Here is a 24,335-nt window from a genome sequence, read left to right as displayed (position 1 = left end):
GTTGGGGCAATGACGCGGGGCCGATGCACAAGTGTGGGGCGGGTTTGTTGTTCATTCCCACAAAGTGAAACGCCGCGATAAATAAACGCCAAACCTATGGGCCCGCTTGTTTGATCTATCTGTCAGTAACGACTTGCAGCAGTGTAGGACGCATCTTTAATGCGCACGCTCCCTTGAGGCTCGCAATTGCACGCTAATAGAGTGTGGCCCAGAAGATTCCAGACAATATCAATTCGGGGGCTCCACGCCGGCCCGCAACAACGCCCTCGACTCAGGGAGAACTTCATGGCCGACACCCCTCAAATGCCACGCATAGCGCCGCTCTCTTATAACGCCCGGGGCAACCCGGTACATACCTGGACCCTCACGCCCAGCCATATCACCGACCCGGTGCATTGCATATTGCCGCCGGATGGGGTGCTGCCGGTGATTTTTGTGCCGGGGATCATGGGGTCGAATTTGAAGAGCAAGCCGGAGAAAGGAAAGGGAAAGAATAAGGCGGCTCCCGTCTGGCGGTTGGATGCGGGGTTCATGGGTAAGAATATGTGGTTGGCCCTGAACTGGATAAACAAAAAGGCGGGTATACGACAGCAACTATTGCACCCCGCCAGGGTAGAGGTCGATAACAAAGGCGCAGTTGCCGTCGATTATTTCGCACGAGTTGGCGGCGCGTGGTGGCTACCGCATGCCAGTGCATGCCTGTGGTTACAACTGGCTGGACTCCAACGAGGAGGCCGCGTCAAGGCTGGCTGAGCGTATTGATGAACTCATGCAGCAGTACGGTCGCAACTGCCAACAGGTGATTTTGGTTACCCACTCCATGGGCGGGCTGGTGGCACGGCGATGCGCGCAGCTACCGGGTATGGCCGACAAAATTGCCGGCGTCGTGCACGGCGTGATGCCCGCCATCGGGGCGCCGGTCGCTTACCGTCGCTGCAAGGTCGGCATGCGCGACGAAGACCCCATTGCCGGCGCGGTCATTGGCCCCACCGGTCAGGAGGTCACCGCTGTATTTGCGCAGGCACCCGGTGCCTTGCAATTGCTGCCCACCCAGGACTATGCCCCGGGCTGGCTGCGGCTGATTGACGAGCGCGGAGCCCCGGCTATGCCGCGTCAACCGGTAAAAGATCCTTATGAAGAGATTTATCTACGCCGCGACCGTTGGTGGGGATTGTTGCGTGAAGAGTGGTTGGCACCGAAGGATGGGGATCCGATCACTTGGGAGACATTTGCGATAAACATAAAGAAAGCGAGCAGCTTCCATCAACGCATTGCAGGGTCATACCACCCTCAAACCTATGTTTACTATGGAAACGACGATAAATATCCCAGCTTCGAAACCATCACCTGGGAGATGCGCCGAGGGTCTCGCCTCAACGGCCCCTATGCTTCAAGCCCCGACGCCTTCACGGTGTCCAGCTTGCAAATGCCCGAGGTGCGTGACGACGGGCGAAGCCCGCTGTACGTAGGCGGGCAAGCCGAAAGTGTAATGCCCCCACGCGGTGACCCCAATGCGCCAGTAAAGACCGTACAGACCAGCTATTGGGAACTGCATTGCCGTATGCAGGACGGCGCTGGCGACGGCACCGTACCGGTGAGCTCCGGCCGCGCGCCGATCAGGCAGGTCCGCCAAGGTTCTGTCCGCCAGCAAGTGCAGGCCCCAGGGTTCGACCATGAAGCGTCCTACGCCAACCCGCTCACTCAGCAATTCACCCTCTACTCCCTGATCAAGATTGCGGCGAAAGCCAAGAGGCCTCTATGCGCAGGCTGACCGTTTTTTTTACATGCCTGCTACTTGGATCGGTTGCAGGGTGCACCACCTTCAAACAACCCAGTGAACAGGAGAAACAAACCGTGCACGAATTGACCAGCAACATGCGCACCTGGGCGCTGGGCCGTGGGCTGATAGATTTGCCCGCCAGCTGGACGGGGGGCGGGGATGTGAAGTTGTACTACGGGCTGGGGGCCGATCATGCATCCGTTGAAGTGCGGGTGTTAGGAGAGGGAGTGACGCGAGAGCGGTTTGATGCTGCTGTGTACGAGCGAGCGAGTCGGATTGCTTCCGTAAAAAACTACAATCATTCCGATGTGTCGATGCTGGTATCGGCGAAAGTCGTAACGGCACAACATAGGTTATTGCAGTACTACGAGAGCGTTGAAATTGCAGACTGGTTCGTGCATGAGTCCCATCTGTTGATTGGTGACGTTTACGTCATGCTCCGCGCTGACTCCTTCAATGGTAATACCGCCCCTGTTGAAGATCGTCTGTTAAAACTTTCAAAAGAGATCTTCAAAGTCACCCCTGAAACCGCAGGCGCAGGCTTTGCACTGGACTCCATTGTCATTCGCAGTCATCACGATCAGGAGATCGCTAGTTTCGACTTTAGCCCACCAGCCTCAGATGTCTCGCTGAGTATCTATATCAACGCTCTGTCGCCTGATGATGAAGAACGCTTGCACGTGCGCACTCCCAAAGACGGGCAAATTTTTCTCGCAGGGGATTACGAAAATTTGCGGGCAAGGAAAATTACGTTGGCCGGCATGCAAGCTGAAGAGTCCCTCATCGGCTTCAGCGATGACACTCACCGTCAAATACTCTTTGTGAGCGAAAACTACCGGGACAATCCTTCGCTGGCTCGGCCTGGCATGAGCATCCGTTTGTCGGCGGGTGGCATGAAAGGAGAGCCCGTTGATCCCAACGAACCCGAAGACCTGGTGCGCTGGACCCTTCCCCAATTCGCCAACAAAGGCTACGAACGGCCTCTCTGGCAACAACCCGCGTCACCAGAACCCGTCAACCCCTCACTCACCGACTACGAAGCCATGGCCGTGTGGGACGCCATCCTCAAATCCGTACGCATCCGCTACGGCTCGGTCGTGCCCAAGCCGGACCCTTGGGCCAACATTCGCGGGCCCAGTGCCGATGAGGTTGCCGAAAACAAGCGCATCCTCGATGAGTTCATTGCCAGTTTTGAAAAACGTAAGCCGTGACATTGGGAGAACAGCTAATAACACGAATTTTAGCGTTCGCTCTGGGGCAGCAGTTGGACGCCCAGGTACAAGGCAAGCATCCCGTCGAGGGTCAGCGGGTCTACGCCGCTGAGTTCAGCGATGCGCTCCATGCGGTAGCGCAGGCTGTTGCGGTGAATGCCCAAGGCGTCGGCACACGCCTGGCTTTGCCCATCGTGTTCGCACCAACTGCGCAACGTGGCGAGCAGTTGCCCGTTGCTGTCCTTGGCCAACACCTTGCGCAACGGGTTGAGCAGCTCATCCAGGGCGTCGTCGTTGCGATGACGCCACAGCATCACCGGTAGGCGGTAACGGTTGAGGGTCAACAGGCGTGATTGGGGCAGGATATCGCGGCCATAGGCAAGCAGGTCCCCCACCCTTCGGTAACAGCGGCGCAGCCCCGCCAAGCCTTCCGCTTGCCCGCCGATGGCCACGCGCAGGATGTTCCAGCCCTGGCCGTCGAGCTTTTCCAGCAAGCGGGGATTATCGACCTGCGCCGCGGCGGGTCGGCACCACAGCAAGGAAAACTGCGCAGAACTGACGCACCAACTGTCCGGGTAACGGCTGGCGAGCCAGGCGCTCAAAGCCTCCGCCGTTTGGCCCGGGCCCAGTTCAAACAGGTACGGCGTGCGCGCCAGTTGTGGCTTGAGCCCAAGTTGCTGGGCTTCGTCCACCAGGCGCGGGGAGTCGCCGCTGTCGGCCAACAGCAGGGCCAGCAGATCATCGCAACGCTGGCGCCGCCATTGTTGCTCGGCTTGCTGGTGGCGTTGGCTGACCAGCATTTCAGCGGTCATGCGCACCAGTTCGGCATAGGTGCGCAGCCCATCCGGCTCACCGGTGATGCCCAGCACGCCGATCAGGCGTTGATCGTGCAGCAGCGGCAGGTTGATGCCCGGCTGTACGCCCTTGAGATGCTTGGCGGTCTGCCCGTCGATTTCCACCACGCGCCCATTGGCCAACACCAGTTGCGCACCTTCATGGCGAGTGTTGATACGCTCCGGCTCGCCGCTGCCCAGGATCAAGCCCTGGCTGTCCATGACATTGACGTTATGGGGCAGGATCGCCATGGTGCGATCGACAATCTCCTGCGCCAGGGCATGATCCAGCTCGAACATGGGGCTAATTTCCTGAAAAAGGTTGTTCACCGGCACAGCGCAAAGATGGCTTGACTGTGCGCCAGCACAAAGACAGTTGCCCGTCACGTCACCGAGACTGTCAGGGCGGTCAACGTTACCCTCGCCCCGCGAAAAATCATAATAAAGAGAGAATCCCATGTCACAGAGCGCCACTGCCGCACTGGCCAGCGATGACGATAAAAACGCCATCTACAAGCGCGTTACCCTGCGCCTGATCCCCTTCATCTTTATCTGCTACCTGTTCAATTACCTCGACCGGGTAAACGTTGGCTTTGCCAAGTTGCAGATGCTCGATGCGTTGAAATTCAGTGAAACCGTGTACGGCCTGGGGGCCGGGATTTTCTTTATCGGCTACGTGCTGTGCGGCGTGCCGAGTAACCTGGCGCTGACCCGGTTCGGCCCGCGGCGCTGGATCGCGTTGATGATGATCGTGTGGGGCACGCTCTCCACATGCCTGCTGTTTGTGACCACGCCCACGCATTTCTACACCTTGCGGCTGTTTACGGGTGCCGCTGAAGCCGGCTTCTTTCCAGGGGTGGTGTTGTACCTTTCGCAGTGGTTTCCGACCTTTCGCCGCGGTCGGATCATGGCGCTGTTCATGTCCGCCATTCCGGTGTCCGGCTTGCTCGGCAGCCCGTTTTCCGGCTGGATTCTCAATCACTTCGCCGCAGGCCAAGGTGGCTTGGCGGGCTGGCAGTGGATGTTCCTACTGCAAGGCATTCCGACCGTAATCCTCGGCGCCCTCGCCTATTTCTTGCTCAGTGACAGCTTCGCCAACGCCAAGTGGCTCAAGCCCCATGAGCGTGCAGTGCTGGAAGCCGACCAAGCCACGGACCTGGCGAACAAACCCAAAACCACCAGCGACTCCCTGGCCGAAGTGTTCAAGAACCCGGCGATCTGGGCGTTCGGCCTGATCTACTTCTGCATCCAGAGTGGTGTGTATGCGATCAACTTTTGGCTGCCGTCGATCATCAAGAACATGGGCTTTAGCGACAACTTGGTGATTGGCTGGCTCAGCGCGATTCCGTATCTGCTGGCGGCGGTGTTCATGCTGCTGGTGGGCCGCTCCGCCGACTTGCGCAAGGAGCGCCGCTGGCATTTGGTGGTGCCGATGTTGATGGGCGCCCTCGGCCTGGTCATTGCGGTGAACTTCGCCACCACGCCGGCCATTGCCATTCTCGGCCTGACCATCGCCACCATGGGCGCCCTGACCGGCCTGCCGATGTTCTGGCCAGTGCCCACCGCGATGCTCAGCGCGGGTGCGGCGGCGGGTGGCTTGGCGTTGATCAACTCCATGGGGCAGATGGCGGGATTTCTCAGCCCGTATATCGTGGGTTTTGTGAAGGATGCCACCGGGTCCACGGATGTGGCGTTGTACCTGCTGGCGGCGGTGATTGTGGGTGGGAGTGTGTTGGCGTTGCGGATGACGCGTACGCTCAGGGCCTGACGCCTTCAAAGTGGGAGGGAGCTTCTCCCTCCCACTTTGGTCATGTATTTACAACAGCCCGCCACCGTCGATATCAACCACTGCCCCGGTCATAAAGCCATTTTCCATAGCCAGCACATACCCCGCCGCCACTTCTTGCGCCTGTCCCACCCGCCCAACCGGCAACCCCTGGCCCGCCTTGGCAAACATCGCCAAGCGCTGCTCTTCGCCAAGCCCTGCGTAGGCCGGTGTGTCTATCACCCCCGGGCTGATCACATTGACTCGACGCGGCGCCAGTTCTTTCGCCAGTTGCTTGCCCAAGGCCTCGGTCGCAGCGTTAATGCCCGTCTTGATGAACTGCCCTGGCGCCAACTTGCGCCCCAGTTGGCCCGAGGTCAGGGTGATGCTGCCCTGTTCATGCATAAAGGGCAGCGCGTGTTGAATGGCGCGTAGTGCGCCCCAGAGCTTCACATTGAAGTTGTCCTGGGCTTCATCCAGGTCGGTTTCAATCAAAGCCTTGGCCCGTACTGAAGGCCCCGAGGTGTAGACCAGATGGTCAAACCGCCCCACGGTTTCGAACAGTTGCTTTAAAGAGGCGCTGTCGGTGACGTCCACCGGCTCGCTGTGCAGGCCGTTGGCGGAACTTGACGCCAAGCGGCGCCCAGCCAAGACCACCTTCGCGCCGCGCGCCAAGGCTGCCTGGGCCACTGCCGCGCCGATACCGCTGCTGCCGCCGATAACGATGATGGTTTTGCCGCTCAGAGAAGAGGTCATGAGAAAACTACCCGGGTCAGAAAGTGAGCGTTCATCTTCCCAGCTTGGTAATCGATGAAAAATCCGGGTAAAACGACAAGATCTTTAAAGGATTTTTATCAATGAGCTCGATTCTTGACCTTGAAGTCTTCGTGCGCAGCGCCGACACCGGCAGCCTGACGGCCGCCGCCCGTGGCCTGGGCCTCACGCCAGCAGCGGCGAGTATTGCGCTCAAGCGCCTTGAGACCCGCCTCGGCATCCGCCTGCTCGCTCGCTCCACGCGCAGCATGCGCCTGACTGAAGAAGGCCGGCGTTACCTGGACAGCGTGCGGGTGGCGCTGGAGGCGTTGTCGGAAGGCGAGCACGCCATCAAGCAACAAGGCCAGAGCCTCAGCGGTTTATTGCAGTTGGCCGCGCCCTCGGACTTTGGCCGCAATGTGCTGCTGGGTTGGCTGGACGAGTTCAAGCTGGAGCACCCTGATATCCGCTTGCAACTGTTGCTCAACGACAGCAATGCCGACTTGTTTCGCGACACCGTCGACATTGCCTTGCGCTTTGGCGTGCCGAGGGACTCCAGCCTCGTGGCCCTGCCGGTGGTACCCGATCACCATCGCATTGCCTGCGCCAGCCCTGAGTACCTGGCGCGCCACGGCACACCGCTTGAGCCCGAAGACTTGGCCCACCACAGTACGCTGCGCTATATGCGCCGGGGCCAGGCCAATAGCACCTGGTATTTCCGCCAGGGGCCGTTGCTTCAAGAAGTCGAGGTGAGCGGTGACTACCTCAGCGATGACGGCGAGATTGTCCGCCGCTGGGCGTTGGCGGGGCATGGCATTGCCTATAAGGCCAACCTGGATGTGGCCCGTGATATCCAGGCTGGGCGGTTGGTACCCCTGCTACCCGACTGGCAAGGCGAACCCGCGCCGTTCAACCTGATGTGCCCGCACCGCCTGCAAGTGTCGGAACGCGTGAAGGTTCTGCATCGATTTTTACAGGCCCGCTGCGTGACTTTGCTACGCACATGAAGAAATGCGCCCAGGGCTTGTTCCAGAGCGCTCGGGTCTGGTATTGCATCACTTACATTTTGCCTGCCATGAGGAGCTTTGCATGATTTACCGCACATTGGGCCACTCCGGGTTGAAGGTCAGCGCTCTGACCCTCGGCACCATGATGTTTGGCGAACAGACCAGCACCGAAGATTCGCTGCGCATCATCGACAAGGCCTGGGACCAGGGCATCAATTTCATCGACACCGCTGATGTGTACACAGGCGGGCGCTCCGAGGAAATCGTCGGTGAGGCGATTGCACGCAACCGCCACGATTGGGTGGTGGCCTCCAAGGTCGGCTTCGGCCCTGCCGATGGCGTGCCCAACCGCAGCGGTTTGAGCCGCAAGCGTATGTTCACAGCCCTGGACGCCAGCCTGGCACGCCTGGATACCGACTACCTGGACATCTACTACCTGCACCGCGAAGACCACGACACGCCGTTGGAGGTGACCGTATCAGCCATCGGTGACCTGATCCGCCAGGGCAAGGTCCGCTACTGGGGCCTGTCCAATTACCGGGGGTGGCGCATCGCAGAAGTGATCCGCGTGGCTGAACGCCTTGGGGTTGATAAACCCATCATCAGCCAACCGTTGTACAACATCGTCAATCGCCAGGCCGAGGTGGAACAGATTACCGCTGCAGCGGCTTATGGGCTGGGCGTGGTGCCTTACAGCCCGCTGGCCCGAGGGGTGCTCAGCGGCAAGTACGCACCGGACGTCACGCCTGAACCCGGCAGCCGTGCCGCGCGCCAGGACAAGCGCATCCTGGAAACCGAGTGGCGGGTTGAATCACTGCGCATTGCCCAGCAGATCCAGCAATACACCCAAGGGCGTGGCGTAGGGATTGTCGAGTTCGCAATCGCCTGGGTGCTGAACAATGCGGCGGTGAGCTCAGCGATCGTCGGGCCACGGACCGAGGCGCAGTGGGACGCCTACACCGGCGCGCTGGCGGTGAAGATCAGCGCCGAAGACGAGGCGTTCATTGATTCGTTGGTTACGCCGGGGCATTCGTCGTCGCCGGGGTTCAACGATGTCGGGCATTTTGTATCCGGTCGGTTGGCGCGCCTGTAGACTGCCGACGGAATAATCGGCTTTCGTGAGGACAGCGTGTCTAAAGGTGTGGTGTTATCGGTCTTGGCCTCGGTGTTGTTTGCGGTGATGTATTACTTCACATCGCTGCTTACTCCCCTGAGTGGCCTGGAAATTTTCGGCTGGCGCATGTTGCTGACCGTGCCCTGCATGACGGTGTTCATGATTGTCAGCGGTGAGTGGCGCAGGGTGTGGGAACTGCTGCGCAGGCTGGCGGCTAAGCCACGGCTGATTGGCGGCGTGCTGGTGTCTTCTGCCCTGCTCGGCGTGCAGTTGTGGCTGTTCATGTGGGCGCCGCTCAATGGGCGCAGCCTGGACGTGTCGGTGGGGTATTTCCTGCTGCCGTTGACCATGGTGCTCACCGGGCGCCTGGTCTACGGCGAGCGTCTGTCACGGCTGCAACAGATCGCCGTGGTGTTTGCCGCGCTGGGCGTGTTGAACGAGTTGTACCAGGCCGGTGGTTTTTCCTGGGCCACACTGGTGGTGATCATCGGCTACCCGGTGTACTTCGTGGTGCGTAAGTACCTGAGCACCGACCATCTGGGTGGGCTGTGGCTGGATATGGCGTTGATGCTGCCGGTGGCCTGGTGGTTTGTACAAAGCGGTGAACAAGGCTTTGCCGTGCTGGATGGGCACCCAAAGCTCTATGGATTGATTCCCATGCTGGGCCTTATCAGCGCCTCGGCGCTGGTGAGCTATATCATTGCCAGTCGCTTGCTGGCGTTCAGCCTGTTCGGGCTGCTGAGCTACGTGGAGCCGGTGCTGTTGCTGGCGGTGGCGTTGCTATTGGGTGAAGGCATCCAGGGTGGGCAATGGCTGACCTATATCCCGATCTGGCTGGCGGTGATGGTGCTGGTGTATGAAGGGTTCAAGCACTTGGTGCGTCAGCGCCGGGCTTGATGGGCGGCTTAGCGTGAATGTCGATTGCGGGGTTTCCCTACCCCTTTGTCGATTGAGTCAGACCCTGACTTCGGTCGTCGGCACTTCAGGTGTGCCGACGACTCGTTCAATGACGTTGGCTGTATTTTCCAACCTGTCTCGCCACGTACCGTAATAGGGAATGTTGCTTTGGATTTGGCTGCCTGCGCTTTCCAGCTAAGCATCCATCTCGGCCTGATCGACTCCAAACAGCTTGCCGATACGATTGTCGCGGTTCAACTCAAGCAATGTTCCTTTAACCGGGTCTTTCACGATGGTTTCGATGGAGTGGGCCACATCGTCAGGAACACCCAGCGCTTTCAGCGCGGTGGCAAGGCCATACCCAGGGCTTCTGAGTTGCTTCAGGAATTCGTCGTAAAGACCGTTTAGATTATTGGCACCCACATTGTCCAGGGCGGCACTGGCTATTTTTTTGCGGAACTCATTGAAAGTCATGGATTCAAGCGGTTTATTTTCGTTCAACCCGTTTTGAACGAAATAATGTCTGCGCGCCTTGGCGTCCTTTTTTTGGCCTGCGCCTTGCAAATTTCCATAAGCGTCGTAGCTATAGACGATGGCTTCCCCATCTGGCCGGTACCCGACATAAAACGCCTTGCCATCTGGTGCAAGTTTATAGAGCTGCGTTCGCACCAGACCGTCGACCGGAGCGGGTGGCACCGAAGCATCTTTGTTCAACCGTTCGAAAATATCACCCTTCTCATCGCCAAAACTGCCCACGACTGCATTGATGTCGCCATCAGCGAACTCGCCAAACTTCTTGTTAACCCGGTCCTCCTGCTTCGGCGCTTTATCACTGGCAAAATGCTGGGTAAATCGCTTGCGCTCGGTCGGGTCGTTGGCCACACCCTTGAGCCAGGCAGTCATCTCCTCTGCATTTTTGAACTCATGAAACGATGTCACGTCATCTTCGGGCATATACAGGACGAGATTAGGCCCCTCTTCTGTACGCGACACGCGCTTGATCACCATCATGTCGTTGGACTGAACGCCATCAACGGCAAATGTCGAAACCTGCACCTTTGGACTTCCCGGTTTGTTGGGTGACACAGCTGCCTTCGTCAGTTGATACCCTTCGGCGCTGAGTGTGCCGCCCAAGTACTCGGTTTCACCGTCATCGAGAAACTGTTTACGCGCCTGATCGACCGGGTCTGCATGACCGGTTGAAGGAACATTGCGCACAGGCACAGCCTGCTCCGTTGATATAGAGGGGCTGATCGGGCGTTGAGGGGTAGGAGCATTCACATTCATAAGAGGGCCTCTTCATAGTGGAAACGCAGGTTTTTCTGCGTCCTGCCCTCTGAGTGATATCTCAAGAAACATCTGTTCCCAATAAACCGCAGGCTATTTGCAACACGATGGATCAGGCACAAAAAAACCCGGTAAAAACCGGGCTTTTTTGCTTTAGCCAGTCATCAATCGGCGGTCAGTACACCACGACGCACCTGGTCGCGCTCGATCGACTCGAACAACGCCTTGAAGTTGCCCTCGCCAAACCCATCGTCGCCTTTGCGCTGGATGAATTCGAAGAACACTGGGCCCATCAGGGTTTCCGAGAAGATCTGCAGCAGTAGACGCTTGTCACCGGCAACCGACGAGCCATCCAGCAGGATGCCACGCGATTGCAACTGGTCCACCGGCTCACCGTGGTTCGGCAGGCGGCCTTCAAGCATTTCGTAGTAAGTGTCGGGCGGCGCGGTCATGAAGCGCATGCCGATCTTCTTCAGCGCGTCCCAGGTCTGGACCAAGTCGTCGGTGAGGAACGCGACGTGCTGGATGCCCTCGCCGTTGAACTGCATCAGGAACTCTTCGATCTGCCCGGCGCCCTTGGACGATTCTTCGTTCAACGGGATACGGATCTTGCCGTCCGGCGCGCTCATGGCCTTGGAGGTCAGGCCGGTGTACTCGCCTTTGATGTCGAAATAACGCGCTTCGCGGAAGTTGAACAGCTTCTCGTAGAAGTTGGCCCAATAGATCATGCGCCCGCGATAGACGTTGTGGGTCAGGTGGTCGATGACCTTCAGGCCAGCGCCTACCGGGTTGCGATCAACGCCTTCGAGGTACACGAAGTCAATGTCGTAGATCGAGTTGCCTTCGCCGAAACGGTCGATCAGGTACAACGGCGAACCGCCAATGCCTTTGATCGCCGGCAGGTTCAACTCCATTGGGCCGGTGTCGATGTGGATCGGCTGGGCACCCAGCTCCAGGGCACGCTTGTAGGCCTGTTGCGAGTCCTTGACGCGGAACGCCATGCCGCACACCGACGGGCCGTGCTCGGCCGCGAAGTAGGAAGCGAGGCTGTCGGGTTCGTTGTTGAGGATCAGGTTGATCTCGCCCTGGCGATACAGGTGCACGTTCTTGGAGCGGTGGGTGGCCACTTTGGTGAAGCCCATGATCTCGAAGATCGGCTCCAGGGTGCCTGGGGTGGGCGAGGCGAATTCGATGAATTCAAAGCCCATCAGGCCCATTGGGTTTGCGAGTTGGTCGGTCATGTTCGGTGCCTCATCATTCTTGTAGGTAGCAATTGATTAGTTGCGAGCAAGGATGAGGCTGGAGGGTGGCGCACAAGAGAGGCCCCGCACGCTGCGGGCGAGGAAGTCACCAAAGATGAGGGGGGAGCCAAGTAGCTTCATGGTGTCATCAGTCTCTGACGGCCGAGGCTTGCGTGAGCGCAAGTCCATATTCTTGTATGCGTAAACTGATTCTACACAGCGTAACCAGGTTTGTCCGTACTCTTATCAAATCCCCATTGCCCTGCCCCGCGCAAGGGGTTTGTTGCACAGGTAGATGCCCAGCAGGATGATTGCACCGCCCAGTAACATCAGCATCGTCAATGGTTCGTCCAGCAGCACTGCGCCGCAAATGACCGCCGTCAATGGGTTGAGGGCGATGAACACCCCGGAGCGTGTGGCACCTATGCGCCGTATGCCATCGTAATAGCCGATATCCACGATGCGAAGCGAGTCGCTCTTGATCTGCTTTTGATCTCAGGCGCCCCGTTAAACCACGCTGGCCGGAATTCGACAGGGATTTGGGGGGTAAACCGGCAGGGATGCCGGTTTAGCCGCCCCGCGCCATGGATGGCGCGTGGCGGCGGCCCCCCAAATCACTGGCGGATTACGGGCACACCGAGCCTAGGCGAGGTGCCGAGTGGTGGGGCAAGAGCGTTTTGCTTACTTTTGCGCTGTTCAAAAGTGAGCCGCCGTCAGGGCGGAACCCTAAGTGGCCGTTACCGCAGCAATGGATATGCACACAATCCGTTGACTGTGAGGCCGTCTTCGCAGGCAAGCCAGCTCCCACATTTGGACTGCGGTGCGTCAGGTAGATAAGCATCGGCTATCAGGCCGTCGCGGGAGCAAGCTCCCTCTCCACAGGTTCAGCGTCATACCAAAGTTGTGTAGATACTTATGCGCCGATGAGGCCATGACCTTGCAAGCACTCTGCGATGAACCCTTTATCCTGACTGAAGCCGGCTCGTCGGAGTTGGTGTTGCTCAGCACGTTGGAAGCGGTCAGCCGGGGCGATGGTTTGAGTGTGGTTGCGCAGGCTTCACTGCCGGAACATGCCGATTCGCGTTATGTGGCGTTGCCATTGGCGCCGCGGGTACCGCGTCGGATCGGGCTGGCGGTGCTGGATCGGCGTCAGTCTTCCCCGGCTGCCCTGGCATTCATCGCGCTGGCACAAGGGCTGTACCCCTCGCCTACTTAGTTACCGGCCTATGCGCTGCGTCCTCTCATGCGTCGCGCCATAGTCATCCAATGTGGTGAAGCGCAGCGTCGGCGTACCTCGCCACGGTACAACCCAACCCGGCATGATCAACTCGGCCGTTGAGCGCGGAGCCAGCATCGGTGGGTTTTCATGGCGGTATTCGACGCCCTCAAGATTGAGCGCCACGCTGGACAAGGTCATATGAAAGGCACTCCGGTTGCGCACCCGCAGCACCGGGCGGTCGTCTGCCAGTTGCCATTGCAGCGCCGCCACGGCATCTTCCACCCTGCCTGGCAACGCGTTGGGGCGCAGGAACAGTTTGATGCGCGTGCGAAACGCCAATTGCAGTTGATGGCTCGCCGCGTCAGTGGGCCGGATCCCCAGCACATTCAGCCAATACACCACTTCCTGAGGATCGGCCGTGGCAGTCTGCGGAACCGGATGATAGATCACCCGCAATGCGTGCGATTTGCCCGCTTCCATTCTCAGGATCGGTGGCGTGACGGTAAACGGCACGTCACTGCGTTCCGGCGTAGCCTGGGGGTCGCCTTCATCGATCCAGACTTGCACCAGCCTCGGGCTGTCCGCCTCGTTACGCAGGTTGAGGGTTACCCCCCGTGCCGCGGCCGGGTAAATGAGCCGGGTGCGATCAATGACGATTTCGGCCTGCGCTTTCGCCATAGATGCCGCCAGTGCCAGCCCAAACACACAGTTCAATAAGGCTCGGATCATTACGCCGACTACCGATAGGCCAAAGTGAAGGTCGCCAGCCCGTTGGCCGTGCCTGGGCGGACGGTGGCGCCGGTTTGTATGTAGCGTGCGGTCAAGGGAATCTGGAAGGTGCCGTTGCCGGTGCTGCCTGCCAGCCATTGATTCGGCGTGCCGATAGCGGCGGCGTCGGGGCCGTAGCTGATCAGGCGATTGCCAAACAGCAGTTGCAGCGCCACGCCCTTGGCAGTGGAGTTGGCGGTCAATGTCAGTTGGTCACTGCGATTGGCCGGTTGGGTCTGGTCGGTCAAGGTCAACAGCACATCGCTGTCAGCGCCCCCGCCACCAGCGCATTGCAAGGTGATGGTGCGGGTGGCATTGCCGGCCACGCTGCCAATGCCCTTGAACGCCCTGCTCTCCACCGCCCCCAGCGGGATTGCCACGGAGGGCGTGGAGACCGTGCAGGTGGGCTTGCTCGGCGGGCCTACTTCAATACTGCCGAAGTTGAACGCGTGGTGTGTCTCGCTGGTGTACAGGTACAAGCCCGCGAAGGTCTGCGGCGCAATGGTGCCGCCCTGGATCGGGCCGGTTACTACCAAGAACAAGCGTCCGCGCAAGCCCCACGTAGGCAAACCGGGATGGATCGGGCCACGCAACACTGTGACTCCGGTAGTCACGGTTTGCATCGGTCCGACGTCACGGTCCTGCGCCATAAACGCAAACCCGACACCTTGCACGCCGGTCAGATGAACCGGCATGACGACCCCTGAGTGGAAGAAATTACGTCCCGTCCAGGGAATCTCCCGAGCAATCCGCGTGGACGACCAATAGCGAACAATCAGGTTGGGCGGATAGGTGCACCTCAATCCGTGCGCTACCTCGACGGGGTAGCCATCCGGGTTGCCCAGGGCTTGGCCGACCACAGGGTTGGCGGGCACCGTAATGCGCGGCACCGACAGCACCGTCGGCGGCGCAGGCGTACACGTCGCCTTGGCCTGGGCATGGGGCGCGCTGGCGAGGGCGATGCAGGTCACCATGACAAGCCCTGCCAGACGTTGCGTACAGATGCTGATCATCGGCTGCTGACCTCTTCGTTGGCGGTGTTGGGGTGGCACCGGCTGACCAGTTGGTCGGCATTTTCCTGGCGGTGCCCCGGTGGCCGCGGTGGCAGACGGTATGGGATATAGCAGCGGTCACTTGCCGCCTCGGTCCAACGCACGGTCAGCGTGCCCTGGTCGGCCACGCCGCGCACAAACGCCTTGCCGGCTTGCCCAATCACCCCGACTTCCCTGCCCTGCTCGTCGAACACCTGAGCGGCAAAAGGCAGCGGCTGACCGTTGCGATGGGTCGCCTTGATCACCACCGCACGGCCACTGACGGTCTCGAACTTGACCAGCGACACTGCGCCCCCTGTCGGTACCACCGAGTGATTCGATTCCTTGAGCTCCACATCCATGGCCATGCCTTCGGGGTCGATATCCACGTCATTGGGATGGTAGGCCCGCAAGCTCGGCAACACGCCATAGCCGTATGAGTCGATGCGTACACCCCCACCGATCTGCGCGCCCTGGGCATCCGGTGCATACACCAGTGCCGACGCTTCACCGAGGCTTTGCGAGAGGGTCACGCCACCGCCATGGGCAATCAGCCCGCCGTCGGCGCTCATGGACACTTGTGCGTTGTTGCCACTCTGGCCGTAACCGGCGCGCAGGTTGGCCGTGCTGCTGCGATATCCGGCGTAGGCATTGAAGCTGGAACCGGCCTGGCTCCCCGTGCCCTGGCTGCCGGCCAGGCCGTAGTGCCCCTCTGACGCCTCGCCGAGCAAGCCATTGATACCCACTTGCTGTTGACTGCCCTTTGATTCGCCGGTGTCGCGCGACAACGCGCTGCTCAGGGTCGGCGCCGATGTGCCCTGGCCCAGCGGCATCGACAGGGTTAGCGCCAGACGATTATCGACGCGACCGGGTTGCAACGCGCGGCCGAAAAAGATCGCGTCACTGTGGTCACGATGGCTGGGTGGGTCGGCGTCGCTGACCCTTGAGCGCTGCGCCGAAATGTTCCAGTTGAGCCGCTTCCAGCGTGATCCATAGCTGAGGGTGAAGGATGTCTGGCGACCTTGCCGGCTCGCCCAGTAGTCAACCGAACTGCCGTACAGGCTCAAGGTGCCTTCGCCCAGTTGCTGGCTGATCGTCAGGTCGAGCCGGCTTTTCTGCCGGGCATAGCCCTTGATGTTCCCCTGCTGACGCGCCAGTTCCTGCACATTCAAAGCATCCGGCAGGCTCAGGTAGCCGGCCGTGGAGAAGCGGTAGGCGCCCAGCGCAAAATGGGTTCCGGAAAACGGCAGGTTCTTGTTGTAGGCCAGGCCCCAACTGTGTCCGCCAACCACCCCGTTGCCCTCGATGCGGGTGCGCGAATGCGTGGTGTCCAGGGCAAATGCGCCGATGGGCGTACTCATCGCCAACCCGGCCTTGCCCTGAAAGTAACCTTTGGAAAGCGTGCTGCCGCCATAAAGGCTCAGGCCATCGGTAAGGCCATGCTGCAAGGTGCCCTGAAATAACAGGGGGCTGTCACCGCTGACTCCGCGTTGCTGCACCTGGCCCAAGGTCGTGCTGTAGTGGGTGGCGCCCTGACGCAATAACTGTGGGGCCACTGAATACGGCACGACAAAGGTGGTGCGGCGCCCGTCCACCTCGGTGACGCTGACATTCAGGTCGCCGCCGTAGCCCGTGGGGTAAAGATCGTCGATGACAAAGGGCCCTGGGGCAACCTGGGTTTCGTAGATCGTGTAGCCGTTCTGGCGCACCGTTACCGAGGCGTTGCTGTCGGCGATGCCGCGTATCTGCGGTGCATAGCCTTGTTGCGACGGCGCCAGCATGCGGTCATCGGTCGACAGGGTGATGCCCCGCACTCGCACGCCGTCGAGGACCTGGCCGTTACTGAAGCTGTCGCCAAGGGTCAGTTGCGAACGCCAGGCCGACAAGGGCCGTTGCAGGTACGTGGCGGTGTGTTGGTAAGGCAACAGACCGCCACGGGAAGTCCAGGCCTGGCCGCCTTGGTGGCGCAGGCGCCAGTCGCCGAGGTTGACGCCGCCGTTGAGGCCCAGGTAACCCCGACCTTCCCCCGCCCCCGAAGTCACCGCTGCGGCGCTGAAGGTGTAATTGAGCAGCGCAACGTCAAGCCCCTTGTCCCAGCGGGCCGGGTCAACGTAACCGCGTGCGGCACGGCTGAGGTGAGCTTGGGGAATACTGACGTCGAGTGTAAGGGTCTCGATGTCGAGTTGGCTGCTGGCCAGGGGGATCCATTGGGTAAATTCACGGCACTGCGTGTCGGCGCTGCGTTCGTCAGGTGGCAGCACGACTCCGAGTTGGGCAAGTTCCAGCGCGCTCACGCAAGGCTGGACATCGTCCTGCCCCTTCCGGGATACAAAGCTGATTTCACGGCGCCCCACGGATTGCCCATTGAGCATCACATCCACACGATAGACGCCAGGCGCCAGTGCATTGCCCGTATTGAAACGCGAAATATCCACCGCAGTGGACAAGCCGGTGGTAAACGCCTCGATATCAAACAACAGTGGCGCGGCCTCGGCCGGCAAGCATAAGGTCGTGAACACACCCAGCGACACCATCAGCCGCGAGTTGTACAACAGCCAGGCAAACACGGGATGCCCCGTAAATGGCAGGTAAACAGACATAATCAAAACTTCAGGGGCGCTCGCTGCGGCGCGGAGAATGCGCCGTAATCATTGATGTATTTGAAATGCACCTGGGCGTCGGCGGGGATCGTCGGCAGGCTGCCGCGTACAGGCAGTTCGAGGCTGGCACCTGGTGGCACCATGCCTTCTTGTACCGGTATCAGGTGGGCGTCAGGCCGAGGGCCCAGCGCCAGTGCCACCTCGTTGAAGGTCACGTGGAAGGCCGTAGGGTTGTGTACGCGCAGTACGGCTGCGCGCTCGGTGCGCCTCAGACTCCAGCGCAGTTGCGCGGGGGCCTGGTCTGCACTGCCAGGCAAATGAGGGGGGCGAAAAAACACTTTGGTGCGGATACGAAAAGCAAACTGCAGGTGGTTTCCTTCAGGGATTTGCTCGTCGAGCTCGGCCGCGTTGACTTTAGGGGGGATTTCCAAGGCATTGAGCCAGAACAATGATTCTCGATCTGACGGCAGCGGCTCCTGGGTGTAGACCAGCCGCACCCCCTGGCTTCTACCCGGATCCAGGCGAAACACCGGGGGCGAGAGGCTGAACGGCACGTCGCTATGTGCGGGATCTGGAGTGGCATCGCCTTGATCCAGCCACACCTGGACCAGGCGCGGTGCCCGTTTATCGTCGTTGGTCAGGCGCAGGGTGATTTCACGGCGCTGCTGGGGGTAGATATGCCGTGTGCCATCGATCACCACACCCGCGTGGGCCGTGGACGGTAAGCCGGCGAGGAGTGCAAAGGTGAGGCTCGCCAGTAATGTGCGAGAAAGCATGAGTCCATCCTTCAAGGCAGGGCCTGGCGCATTGCCAGGCACCATGGCCTTGATCAGGGGAATGTAACGGAATACAGCACTTGCGTGCTGATCGGGCCGGCGGTCGCTGCCCCCGTGGCGAAGTACTGAGCCGCAAATGGCAGCGTCACCGCGCCGCCGTCTGGCACCGTCGCGGTACTCGAACTCAGGCCCAGCCGCAGGTCCAGGGGCTGGTTGGTGACGCCATCCACAATCTGTACTTCCACGAACTTTGCCGGTTCCGGCGTTGCCGGTGCCTGATTGACCAGGTTACCGGTCGCCGGGTTGATCGCCGGGCTGCTGCTCTCGAATAACACCGCGACCACCGTGTCCTTCGGGCAACTGCCGACTTGGATAAAAAATGGCTTTACCCCTGCCGTCTGCCCGGCTGCCTTGAGTGCGCTGGCCTGGACCTTGTGCAGCGCAATGGCAAAGTCCGGCCCGGCGCCAGGTGCAGCGCCTGCCCCGCCACTGATGCTGCAGGTGGTGCCAGTGATCTCACCGGTCAGGGTGATAGTGCCGTCCGCCGCGAACGCCGGTAGAGCGACAACGCTGTTAGCCATCAACCAGGCAACGGCCAGTGCGATTTTTTTCATTGCTGCAAATTCCTGTGGAGTCGTTAAAAGGCTGCAAGGCGGCTGCCGACATTCGAAAGGCACGCGCCGACCGTCCCGCCAAAATTGGGCTAGCACGGCACTGAGAGAGGCTGGAGGGATACGGTCCTGAGTCTCTTACTTCTTGCAACGATGTTTATGTTGCCTAGATGAAATCCCCGCCACAACTGACCGAACGGCTAGGTCAACCCGCTCAAAACAACTGAGCAGGCCTGCGTATTGCCATCTATCATCGGCATATCTCACTCTTTTTCTCGCGACTGACCGCCCCTATGCCCCTGACCGTCAAAGGCCCACGAAGCCGAGCCGCACGCTATTTCATCAGTGCAACCAGCGGCGTGTTGCCCATCTTGCTGGGGGTTGTGATTCTGTATTGGCAAGCCGAGCGCACCCTTGAACAAAGCACGGCGCAAACCGCTCAAGAAGCGGTGCGCCAGTTCGACTTGATGCTCGACAACACCGCCATCGCTGCCCAGGCGTTGCTGCCACTGGCCGGTAAGCCGTGTGACAGCGCCACCAAGTTGGCGCTACGTGAACAAGTCACGCGTCGGCCGTTTGTGCGGGCCACCACGCTGTCCTGGCAGAAAAACATCTATTGCAGCTCGTTGTTTGGCGGTCGCTACCAATCGCCCGTCAACCCCGACGACTACGTGGATGGGCGCCTGTGGTTGATGAAAGGCAACCCCGTCACACCCGATACCGCCCTGCTGGTGTACCGCCTGGTCCAAGGCGATCAAGGTGCGTTTGCCTCGGTTGACGGTTACCACCTCACCAACGCCTTGCGCTTGATCAGCCGTTACGCGTATTTGGTATTGCACGTCGGCCCGAACTGGCTGGGTGCCGACGGCAAAGTGCATCAAGGCGCGTTGCCGACATTTGCCGTGGCGCCACAGCGCCTGGCTTCCGAGCGCTATCAATACAGTGTCGAGGCCGGAATGCCCGAGGGTGAAGTCTGGCGCTATATGCAGGCGCGGTATCCGGCCCTGTTCAGCCTGGTGGTGTTTTTCGGGATATTGGCGGGGCTGCTCGCTCACTGGCTGCAAAAACGTTCGTCAGCGCCAACCCACGAGTTACAACGCGCCTTGGGGGCCAATGAGTTCATCCCCTATTTCCAACCGGTGGTACGCGGTGACACCCGCCAATGGGCCGGGTGTGAGGTGCTGATGCGTTGGAAGCATCCCAAAGAAGGCCTGGTGCGCCCGGACCTGTTTATTCCCCTGGCCGAAGACTCCGGCCTGATCGTGCCAATGACCCGTGCCCTGCTGCGCCAGACCGCCGCGCAACTGGCGCCGCATGCCGCGCGCTTCAGCCCAGGCTTTCATATCGGCGTGAATATCACTGCGCGCCATTGCCAGGACATGGCGCTGGTGCAGGACTGCCGGGAATTCCTCGCCGCGTTCCCACCCGGCCAGGTCACCCTGGTGCTGGAGTTGACCGAGCGGGAGCTGATCGAACCCACCGAGACCACCCGCCGCCTGTTCGAGGCGCTGCATCAAATGGGGGTCATGATCGCCATTGATGATTTTGGCACCGGCCACTCCAGCTTGGGCTATTTGCGCAACTTCAATGTCGACTACTTGAAGATCGATCAAAGCTTTGTCGCCATGATCGGTGCGGATGCGCTGTCTCGGCATATTCTGGACAGCATCATAGAGTTGTCGGTCAAGCTGGATCTAGGCATTGTTGCCGAAGGCGTAGAAACAGCCCAGCAGTGTGAATACCTCGTGGCTCAAGGCGTGGATTTCCTACAGGGTTACCTGTTTGGCCGACCATTACCCTGCGATGAATTCATTAAATCGTTGGGCATCGTGGAATAGCCTTGCGCGACCGATGATGAAAGATTGGTCTTTCTTTAAAAGACATGATTTACTCGGGCTGAATTAACTACTACAATTTTTTCTGCCTGTGCAGAACTCGCAGAAGGGTCTTTTTCGTTGACGTGGCTTAACGTTCTTGGCTTATAGCTTTGTCTGCAGTTGATATCAGCAACTACATTATTGGAGTACAGATTTTGTCCAGACTCGCCGAATTTCGCGCAGCAGAAAAAGCCCTTCAAGAGCAGCTTGCACAGCTGGAATCCTTGAAGAACGACGCTGGCCTGAAGAAAGAAATCGAATTCGAAGAAAAGCTCAAGACGCTGATGGGCAAATACGACAAAAGCCTGCGTGATGTGATCGCTATCCTCGATCCAGCGCCACGCAAAGGCGGCGCACCGGCCGCTGCCGCGCCTAAACAGCGCCGCGCACGGGTGGTCAAGGTTTACCACAACCCGCACACCGGCGAGCTGATCGAGACCAAAGGTGGCAACCACCGCGGCCTCAAAGCCTGGAAAGAAGAGTACGGCGCTGCCACTGTAGACTCCTGGCTTCGCGGCTGAAACATGTACTAAAAAATAGCCCCGCCTACGCGGGGCTTTTTTTGCTCTAACGGTTCGGAATCGAACTTAACTCAGCGTTCATGTTGTTCAAATTCGCTCAATTTGAGCGCGTCAAAGTTTCAGACTGTTACGCACCAAACTGACTTCCTCCTTGCTCGCCTCGTACGCTTGCGCCTGCCCGGCGTATGAAAAAACATAGGCTTTGTCGACATCCAGCGCACCGACTAATGTTTGCGACAATACGTGTCGACCATTCTCGGTAATCACGCAGGTAGTTTCCAACGCGTCAAGCCGACTCAATGTCGTGGAGTGCATTTTGCTGCACACGCTTTGATAACCGCCGCGGGCAAAGTCTTTCTGGATCGACTTGCGCATCTCCAGCAACACGCCAGCAAGATTAACTTTATGACCGGCCTCAATTGGCGTTCCGGTCAACTCCATGACCATCAACGTGGCGCCATTTTCATCGTTCTTGATCGCTCGCTGCCGGGACACTGCTTGGGGTTTGGCAGGGGGCTCGCCGTCAGGCACGACTTCTTCGACCTGCCAACCGCTGGGCCAATGGACCTCCGGTTCGGCGGCCAGCACAAACGGGCTGCCCAACAACACGCACACAGCACTCAACAGCGGCCTACGAAACTCGATCATTGCGAAAAACATCCAAGGTTCCAGCGGCAAAGTGTGCGGCCCGGCGCGCGCTGACCGCAAGGGTTGAGCGCGCTTTTTCATTTGGCGCAGCCGGTGCGCCTTGCGTATCATGGCCCGCCTGCATGGAGGCAGGCCGCAAGCCAATGGACCGCTCATCTCACATTTTTTCTGGAGGGCCCATGAGCCTGCACGAATTGAACACCTTCCCGGGCGTCACTGCCCAACCCGACAACGCCACGGTGAACTTCGTGTTCAACCACACCATGTTGCGGGTCAAGGACATCACCAAGTCGCTGGACTTCTACACGCGTATCCTGGGTTTCTCCCTGGTCGAAAAACGTGACTTCCCGGAAGCCGAATTCAGCCTGTACTTCCTGGCCCTGGTGGACAAGGCCCAGATCCCGGCCGACGCCGCCGAGCGTACCCAGTGGATGAAGTCGATTCCGGGCATCCTCGAACTGACCCACAACCACGGCACCGAAAACGATGCCGACTTTGCCTACCACAACGGCAACACCGACCCGCGTGGCTTTGGCCATATCTGCATCTCGGTGCCGGACATTGTCGCAGCGTGCGAACGCTTCGAAGCCTTGGGCTGTGATTTCCAGAAGCGCCTGACGGATGGCCGCATGAAGAGCCTCGCGTTCATCAAAGACCCGGATGCTTATTGGGTCGAGATCATCCAGCCGGCGCCGATGTAATAAGCACTGCGTGACGCGGAGCGTCACCGGATGCATTCCCACGCGGAGCGTGGGAACGCGCGGAGCGTGGGAACGAGAAAAACCCCATGATCGCTCATGGGGTTTTTCATTTTCAGCTCAGCATTTATGCCGGAGCAGAAGTACGGATCAGGTGATCGAACGCGCTCAACGAAGCCTTGGCGCCCTCGCCTACTGCAATCACGATCTGCTTGTACGGCACGGTGGTTACGTCACCGGCGGCGAACACGCCAGGCAGTGAAGTCTCGCCACGGGCATCGACAATGATCTCGCCACGCGGCGACAGTTCTACGGTGCCTTTGAGCCAATCCGTGTTGGGCAGCAAGCCAATCTGCACAAAGATGCCTTCCAGCTCGATGGTCTTGAACTCACCGCTGTCACGGTCCTTGTAGGCAAGGCCGGTGACTTTCTGGCCATCGCCCTTGACTTCACTGGTCAATGCGCTGGTGATCACATCCACGTTCGGCAGGCTGTAGAGCTTGCGTTGCAACACAGCATCGGCGCGCAGCTTGCTGTCGAATTCAAGCAAGGTGACATGGCTGACGATACCGGCCAGGTCAATGGCCGCTTCCACGCCGGAGTTACCGCCGCCGATCACCGCCACACGCTTGCCCTTGAACAGCGGGCCATCGCAGTGCGGGCAGAAGCACACGCCACGGGCTTTGTATTCCTGCTCACCGGGCACGCCCATCTCTCTCCAGCGGGCGCCTGTGGCCAGGATCACGGTCTTGGACTTGAGGGTGGCACCGCTTTCGAAGCGAATTTCGTGCAGCTCACCGGCATTTTTTGCCGGTACCAGGCTGCTGGCGCGCTGCAGGTTCATGATGTCCACGTCGTACTGACGCACATGGGCTTCCAGTGCGCTGGCCAGTTTCGGCCCTTCGGTTTCCTGTACCGAGATAAAGTTCTCGATGGACATTGTGTCCAGCACCTGGCCTCCAAAGCGTTCAGCCGCCACACCAGTACGAATACCTTTACGTGCCGCGTAGATGGCAGCCGAAGACCCTGCGGGGCCACCGCCAACTACGAGGACGTCGAAGGCGTCCTTGGCGCTGATTTTCTCCGCGGCTTTCTCGATACCGCTGGTGTCGAGCTTGGCGAGGATCTCTTCGAGGCCCATACGGCCCTGGCCAAAGTTGACCCCGTTCAAGTACACGCTCGGCACCGCCATGATCTGGCGCTCATCGACTTCGGCCTGGAACAGTGCACCATCAATCGCAACATGGCGGATGTTGGGGTTCAGCACCGCCATCAGGTTCAGCGCCTGGACCACGTCCGGGCAGTTCTGGCACGACAGCGAGAAATAAGTCTCGAAGCTGAACTCGCCTTTGAGGGCGCGGATCTGTTCAATCACCTCGACACTGGCTTTCGACGGGTGGCCACCGACTTGCAGCAGGGCCAGCACCAGCGAAGTGAATTCATGGCCCATGGGGATGCCGGCGAAACGCAGGCTGATATCGGCACCCGGGCGGTTGATGGAGAACGATGGCTTGCGCGCATCATTGCCATCGGTGTTCAGGGTAATCAGCGTGGAGAGGCTGGTTACGTCCTGCAAAAGAGCAAGCATTTCCTGGGATTTCGCACCGTCGTCGAGGGAGGCGACGATCTCGATCGGCTGGGTGACCCGTTCCAGGTATGACTTCAACTGAGCTTTAAGATTGGCATCCAACATACGGG

Annotated in this window: 20 protein-coding genes and 3 pseudogenes; 11 read left to right on the top strand and 12 right to left on the bottom strand. The window is 59.6% G+C overall.

Annotated elements, in window-relative coordinates; genetic code table 11:
• Positions 1-285 precede the first annotated feature (285 nt).
• The 3 genes from CRN80_RS31845 to CRN80_RS23600 are packed head-to-tail and all read left to right on the top strand — an operon-like array spanning position 286 to position 2,991.
• A complete protein-coding gene (locus CRN80_RS31845; protein ID WP_256588545.1) occupies positions 286-753 on the top strand; it encodes a hypothetical protein in 468 nt (155 codons plus the stop codon).
• Positions 686-1,771 carry a triacylglycerol lipase gene (locus CRN80_RS23605; protein WP_256588544.1) on the top strand — a complete coding sequence of 362 codons (1,086 nt, stop codon included), beginning with the start codon at positions 686-688 and terminating at the stop codon, positions 1,769-1,771. The genes CRN80_RS31845 and CRN80_RS23605 overlap by 68 nt, the downstream gene beginning before the upstream one ends.
• The gene (locus tag CRN80_RS23600) at positions 1,759-2,991 is read left to right on the top strand and encodes a T6SS immunity protein Tli4 family protein (RefSeq protein WP_098951440.1); all 1,233 of its coding nucleotides are present in this window, start codon (positions 1,759-1,761) and stop codon (positions 2,989-2,991) included. Before CRN80_RS23605 ends, CRN80_RS23600 begins: the two co-directional genes overlap by 13 nt.
• 29 nt (positions 2,992-3,020) lie before the next feature.
• Here the strand turns inward: CRN80_RS23600 and CRN80_RS23595 are convergent, their stop codons facing one another.
• Positions 3,021-4,124 carry a sugar diacid recognition domain-containing protein gene (locus tag CRN80_RS23595; RefSeq protein ID WP_098951438.1) on the bottom strand — a complete coding sequence of 368 codons (1,104 nt, stop codon included), beginning with the start codon at positions 4,122-4,124 and terminating at the stop codon, positions 3,021-3,023.
• Positions 4,125-4,281: 157 nt separating this feature from the next.
• Between CRN80_RS23595 and CRN80_RS23590 the strand changes: the two genes are divergently transcribed.
• Positions 4,282-5,592: an MFS transporter gene (locus CRN80_RS23590; protein ID WP_098951436.1), complete on the top strand. Its 1,311-nt coding sequence runs from the start codon at positions 4,282-4,284 to the stop codon at positions 5,590-5,592.
• A gap of 48 nt (positions 5,593-5,640) precedes the next feature.
• On the opposite strand, the gene CRN80_RS23585 is transcribed toward CRN80_RS23590, so the two are convergent.
• On the bottom strand, positions 5,641-6,345 hold the full coding sequence (locus CRN80_RS23585; RefSeq protein WP_098951435.1) for an SDR family oxidoreductase: 705 nt from the start codon (positions 6,343-6,345) through the stop codon (positions 5,641-5,643).
• A gap of 101 nt (positions 6,346-6,446) precedes the next feature.
• Here CRN80_RS23585 and CRN80_RS23580 point away from each other — a divergent pair, with 101 nt between their 5' ends.
• The 3 genes from CRN80_RS23580 to rarD all read left to right on the top strand — a co-directional run bounded on the left by CRN80_RS23580 (position 6,447) and on the right by rarD (position 9,360).
• Positions 6,447-7,349 (top strand): LysR family transcriptional regulator, encoded by a 903-nt coding sequence (locus tag CRN80_RS23580; protein ID WP_098951433.1) that lies wholly within the window; start codon positions 6,447-6,449, stop codon positions 7,347-7,349.
• An 82-nt stretch (positions 7,350-7,431) separates the two neighbouring features.
• The gene (locus CRN80_RS23575) at positions 7,432-8,442 is read left to right on the top strand and encodes an aldo/keto reductase (protein WP_044273895.1); all 1,011 of its coding nucleotides are present in this window, start codon (positions 7,432-7,434) and stop codon (positions 8,440-8,442) included.
• A gap of 36 nt (positions 8,443-8,478) precedes the next feature.
• Positions 8,479-9,360: an EamA family transporter RarD gene (gene rarD / locus CRN80_RS23570; RefSeq protein WP_098951431.1), complete on the top strand. Its 882-nt coding sequence runs from the start codon at positions 8,479-8,481 to the stop codon at positions 9,358-9,360.
• 57 nt (positions 9,361-9,417) lie between these two features.
• Here the strand turns inward: rarD and CRN80_RS23565 are convergent.
• The 3 genes and pseudogenes from CRN80_RS23565 to CRN80_RS23555 form a co-directional block, all read right to left on the bottom strand.
• A pseudogene (locus CRN80_RS23565) lies at positions 9,418-10,578 on the bottom strand (dermonecrotic toxin domain-containing protein).
• A gap of 233 nt (positions 10,579-10,811) precedes the next feature.
• The gene (hppD, locus tag CRN80_RS23560) at positions 10,812-11,888 is read right to left on the bottom strand and encodes a 4-hydroxyphenylpyruvate dioxygenase (RefSeq protein WP_032897233.1); all 1,077 of its coding nucleotides are present in this window, start codon (positions 11,886-11,888) and stop codon (positions 10,812-10,814) included.
• A gap of 246 nt (positions 11,889-12,134) precedes the next feature.
• Positions 12,135-12,341, bottom strand: a pseudogene (locus CRN80_RS23555) (EamA family transporter); the annotation flags it as partial.
• A 460-nt stretch (positions 12,342-12,801) separates the two neighbouring features.
• Here CRN80_RS23555 and CRN80_RS23545 point away from each other — a divergent pair.
• Positions 12,802-13,104 (top strand): annotated as a pseudogene (locus tag CRN80_RS23545) (LysR family transcriptional regulator substrate-binding protein); the annotation flags it as partial.
• On the opposite strand, the gene CRN80_RS23540 reads toward CRN80_RS23545, so the two are convergent.
• The 5 genes from CRN80_RS23540 to CRN80_RS23520 are packed head-to-tail and all read right to left on the bottom strand — an operon-like array spanning position 13,105 to position 18,896.
• Positions 13,105-13,785: a molecular chaperone gene (locus tag CRN80_RS23540; RefSeq protein ID WP_169918344.1), complete on the bottom strand. Its 681-nt coding sequence runs from the start codon at positions 13,783-13,785 to the stop codon at positions 13,105-13,107.
• Between the two features lie 59 nt (positions 13,786-13,844).
• Positions 13,845-14,888, bottom strand: coding sequence for a fimbrial protein (locus CRN80_RS23535; RefSeq protein ID WP_098951426.1), 1,044 nt, complete (start codon positions 14,886-14,888; stop codon positions 13,845-13,847).
• Positions 14,885-17,506 (bottom strand): fimbria/pilus outer membrane usher protein, encoded by a 2,622-nt coding sequence (locus CRN80_RS23530; protein WP_098951424.1) that lies wholly within the window; start codon positions 17,504-17,506, stop codon positions 14,885-14,887. Before CRN80_RS23530 ends, CRN80_RS23535 begins: the two co-directional genes overlap by 4 nt.
• 2 nt (positions 17,507-17,508) lie before the next feature.
• On the bottom strand, positions 17,509-18,282 hold the full coding sequence (locus CRN80_RS23525; protein WP_098951422.1) for a molecular chaperone: 774 nt from the start codon (positions 18,280-18,282) through the stop codon (positions 17,509-17,511).
• Between the two features lie 53 nt (positions 18,283-18,335).
• Positions 18,336-18,896, bottom strand: coding sequence for a fimbrial protein (locus CRN80_RS23520; protein ID WP_032897223.1), 561 nt, complete (start codon positions 18,894-18,896; stop codon positions 18,336-18,338).
• Between the two features lie 290 nt (positions 18,897-19,186).
• On the opposite strand from CRN80_RS23520, the gene CRN80_RS23515 reads away from it, so the two are divergent.
• Both CRN80_RS23515 and CRN80_RS23510 read left to right on the top strand, forming a co-directional pair.
• On the top strand, positions 19,187-20,731 hold the full coding sequence (locus CRN80_RS23515) for an EAL domain-containing protein (RefSeq protein WP_032897221.1): 1,545 nt from the start codon (positions 19,187-19,189) through the stop codon (positions 20,729-20,731).
• A gap of 194 nt (positions 20,732-20,925) precedes the next feature.
• Positions 20,926-21,291, top strand: a complete 366-nt coding sequence (locus CRN80_RS23510) for a histone-like nucleoid-structuring protein, MvaT/MvaU family (RefSeq protein ID WP_003191298.1) — start codon at positions 20,926-20,928, stop codon at positions 21,289-21,291.
• Positions 21,292-21,402: 111 nt separating this feature from the next.
• Here the strand turns inward: CRN80_RS23510 and CRN80_RS23505 are convergent, their stop codons facing one another.
• Complete coding sequence (locus tag CRN80_RS23505) at positions 21,403-21,939, bottom strand: DUF4946 domain-containing protein (protein WP_098952676.1); 537 nt, start codon at positions 21,937-21,939, stop codon at positions 21,403-21,405.
• Between the two features lie 179 nt (positions 21,940-22,118).
• Here CRN80_RS23505 and gloA point away from each other — a divergent pair, with 179 nt between their 5' ends.
• Positions 22,119-22,640, top strand: coding sequence for a lactoylglutathione lyase (gene gloA, locus CRN80_RS23500; RefSeq protein ID WP_098951420.1), 522 nt, complete (start codon positions 22,119-22,121; stop codon positions 22,638-22,640).
• Between the two features lie 124 nt (positions 22,641-22,764).
• On the opposite strand, the gene ahpF is transcribed toward gloA, so the two are convergent.
• Positions 22,765-24,330, bottom strand: coding sequence for an alkyl hydroperoxide reductase subunit F (ahpF, locus tag CRN80_RS23495; protein ID WP_032897220.1), 1,566 nt, complete (start codon positions 24,328-24,330; stop codon positions 22,765-22,767).
• Positions 24,331-24,335 lie beyond the last annotated feature (5 nt).

It is taken from the genome of Pseudomonas sp. FDAARGOS_380 (assembly GCF_002591235.1).
Lineage (GTDB): Bacteria > Pseudomonadota > Gammaproteobacteria > Pseudomonadales > Pseudomonadaceae > Aquipseudomonas > Aquipseudomonas salmasensis.
This window is presented reverse-complemented; position numbering and strand designations above follow the sequence as displayed.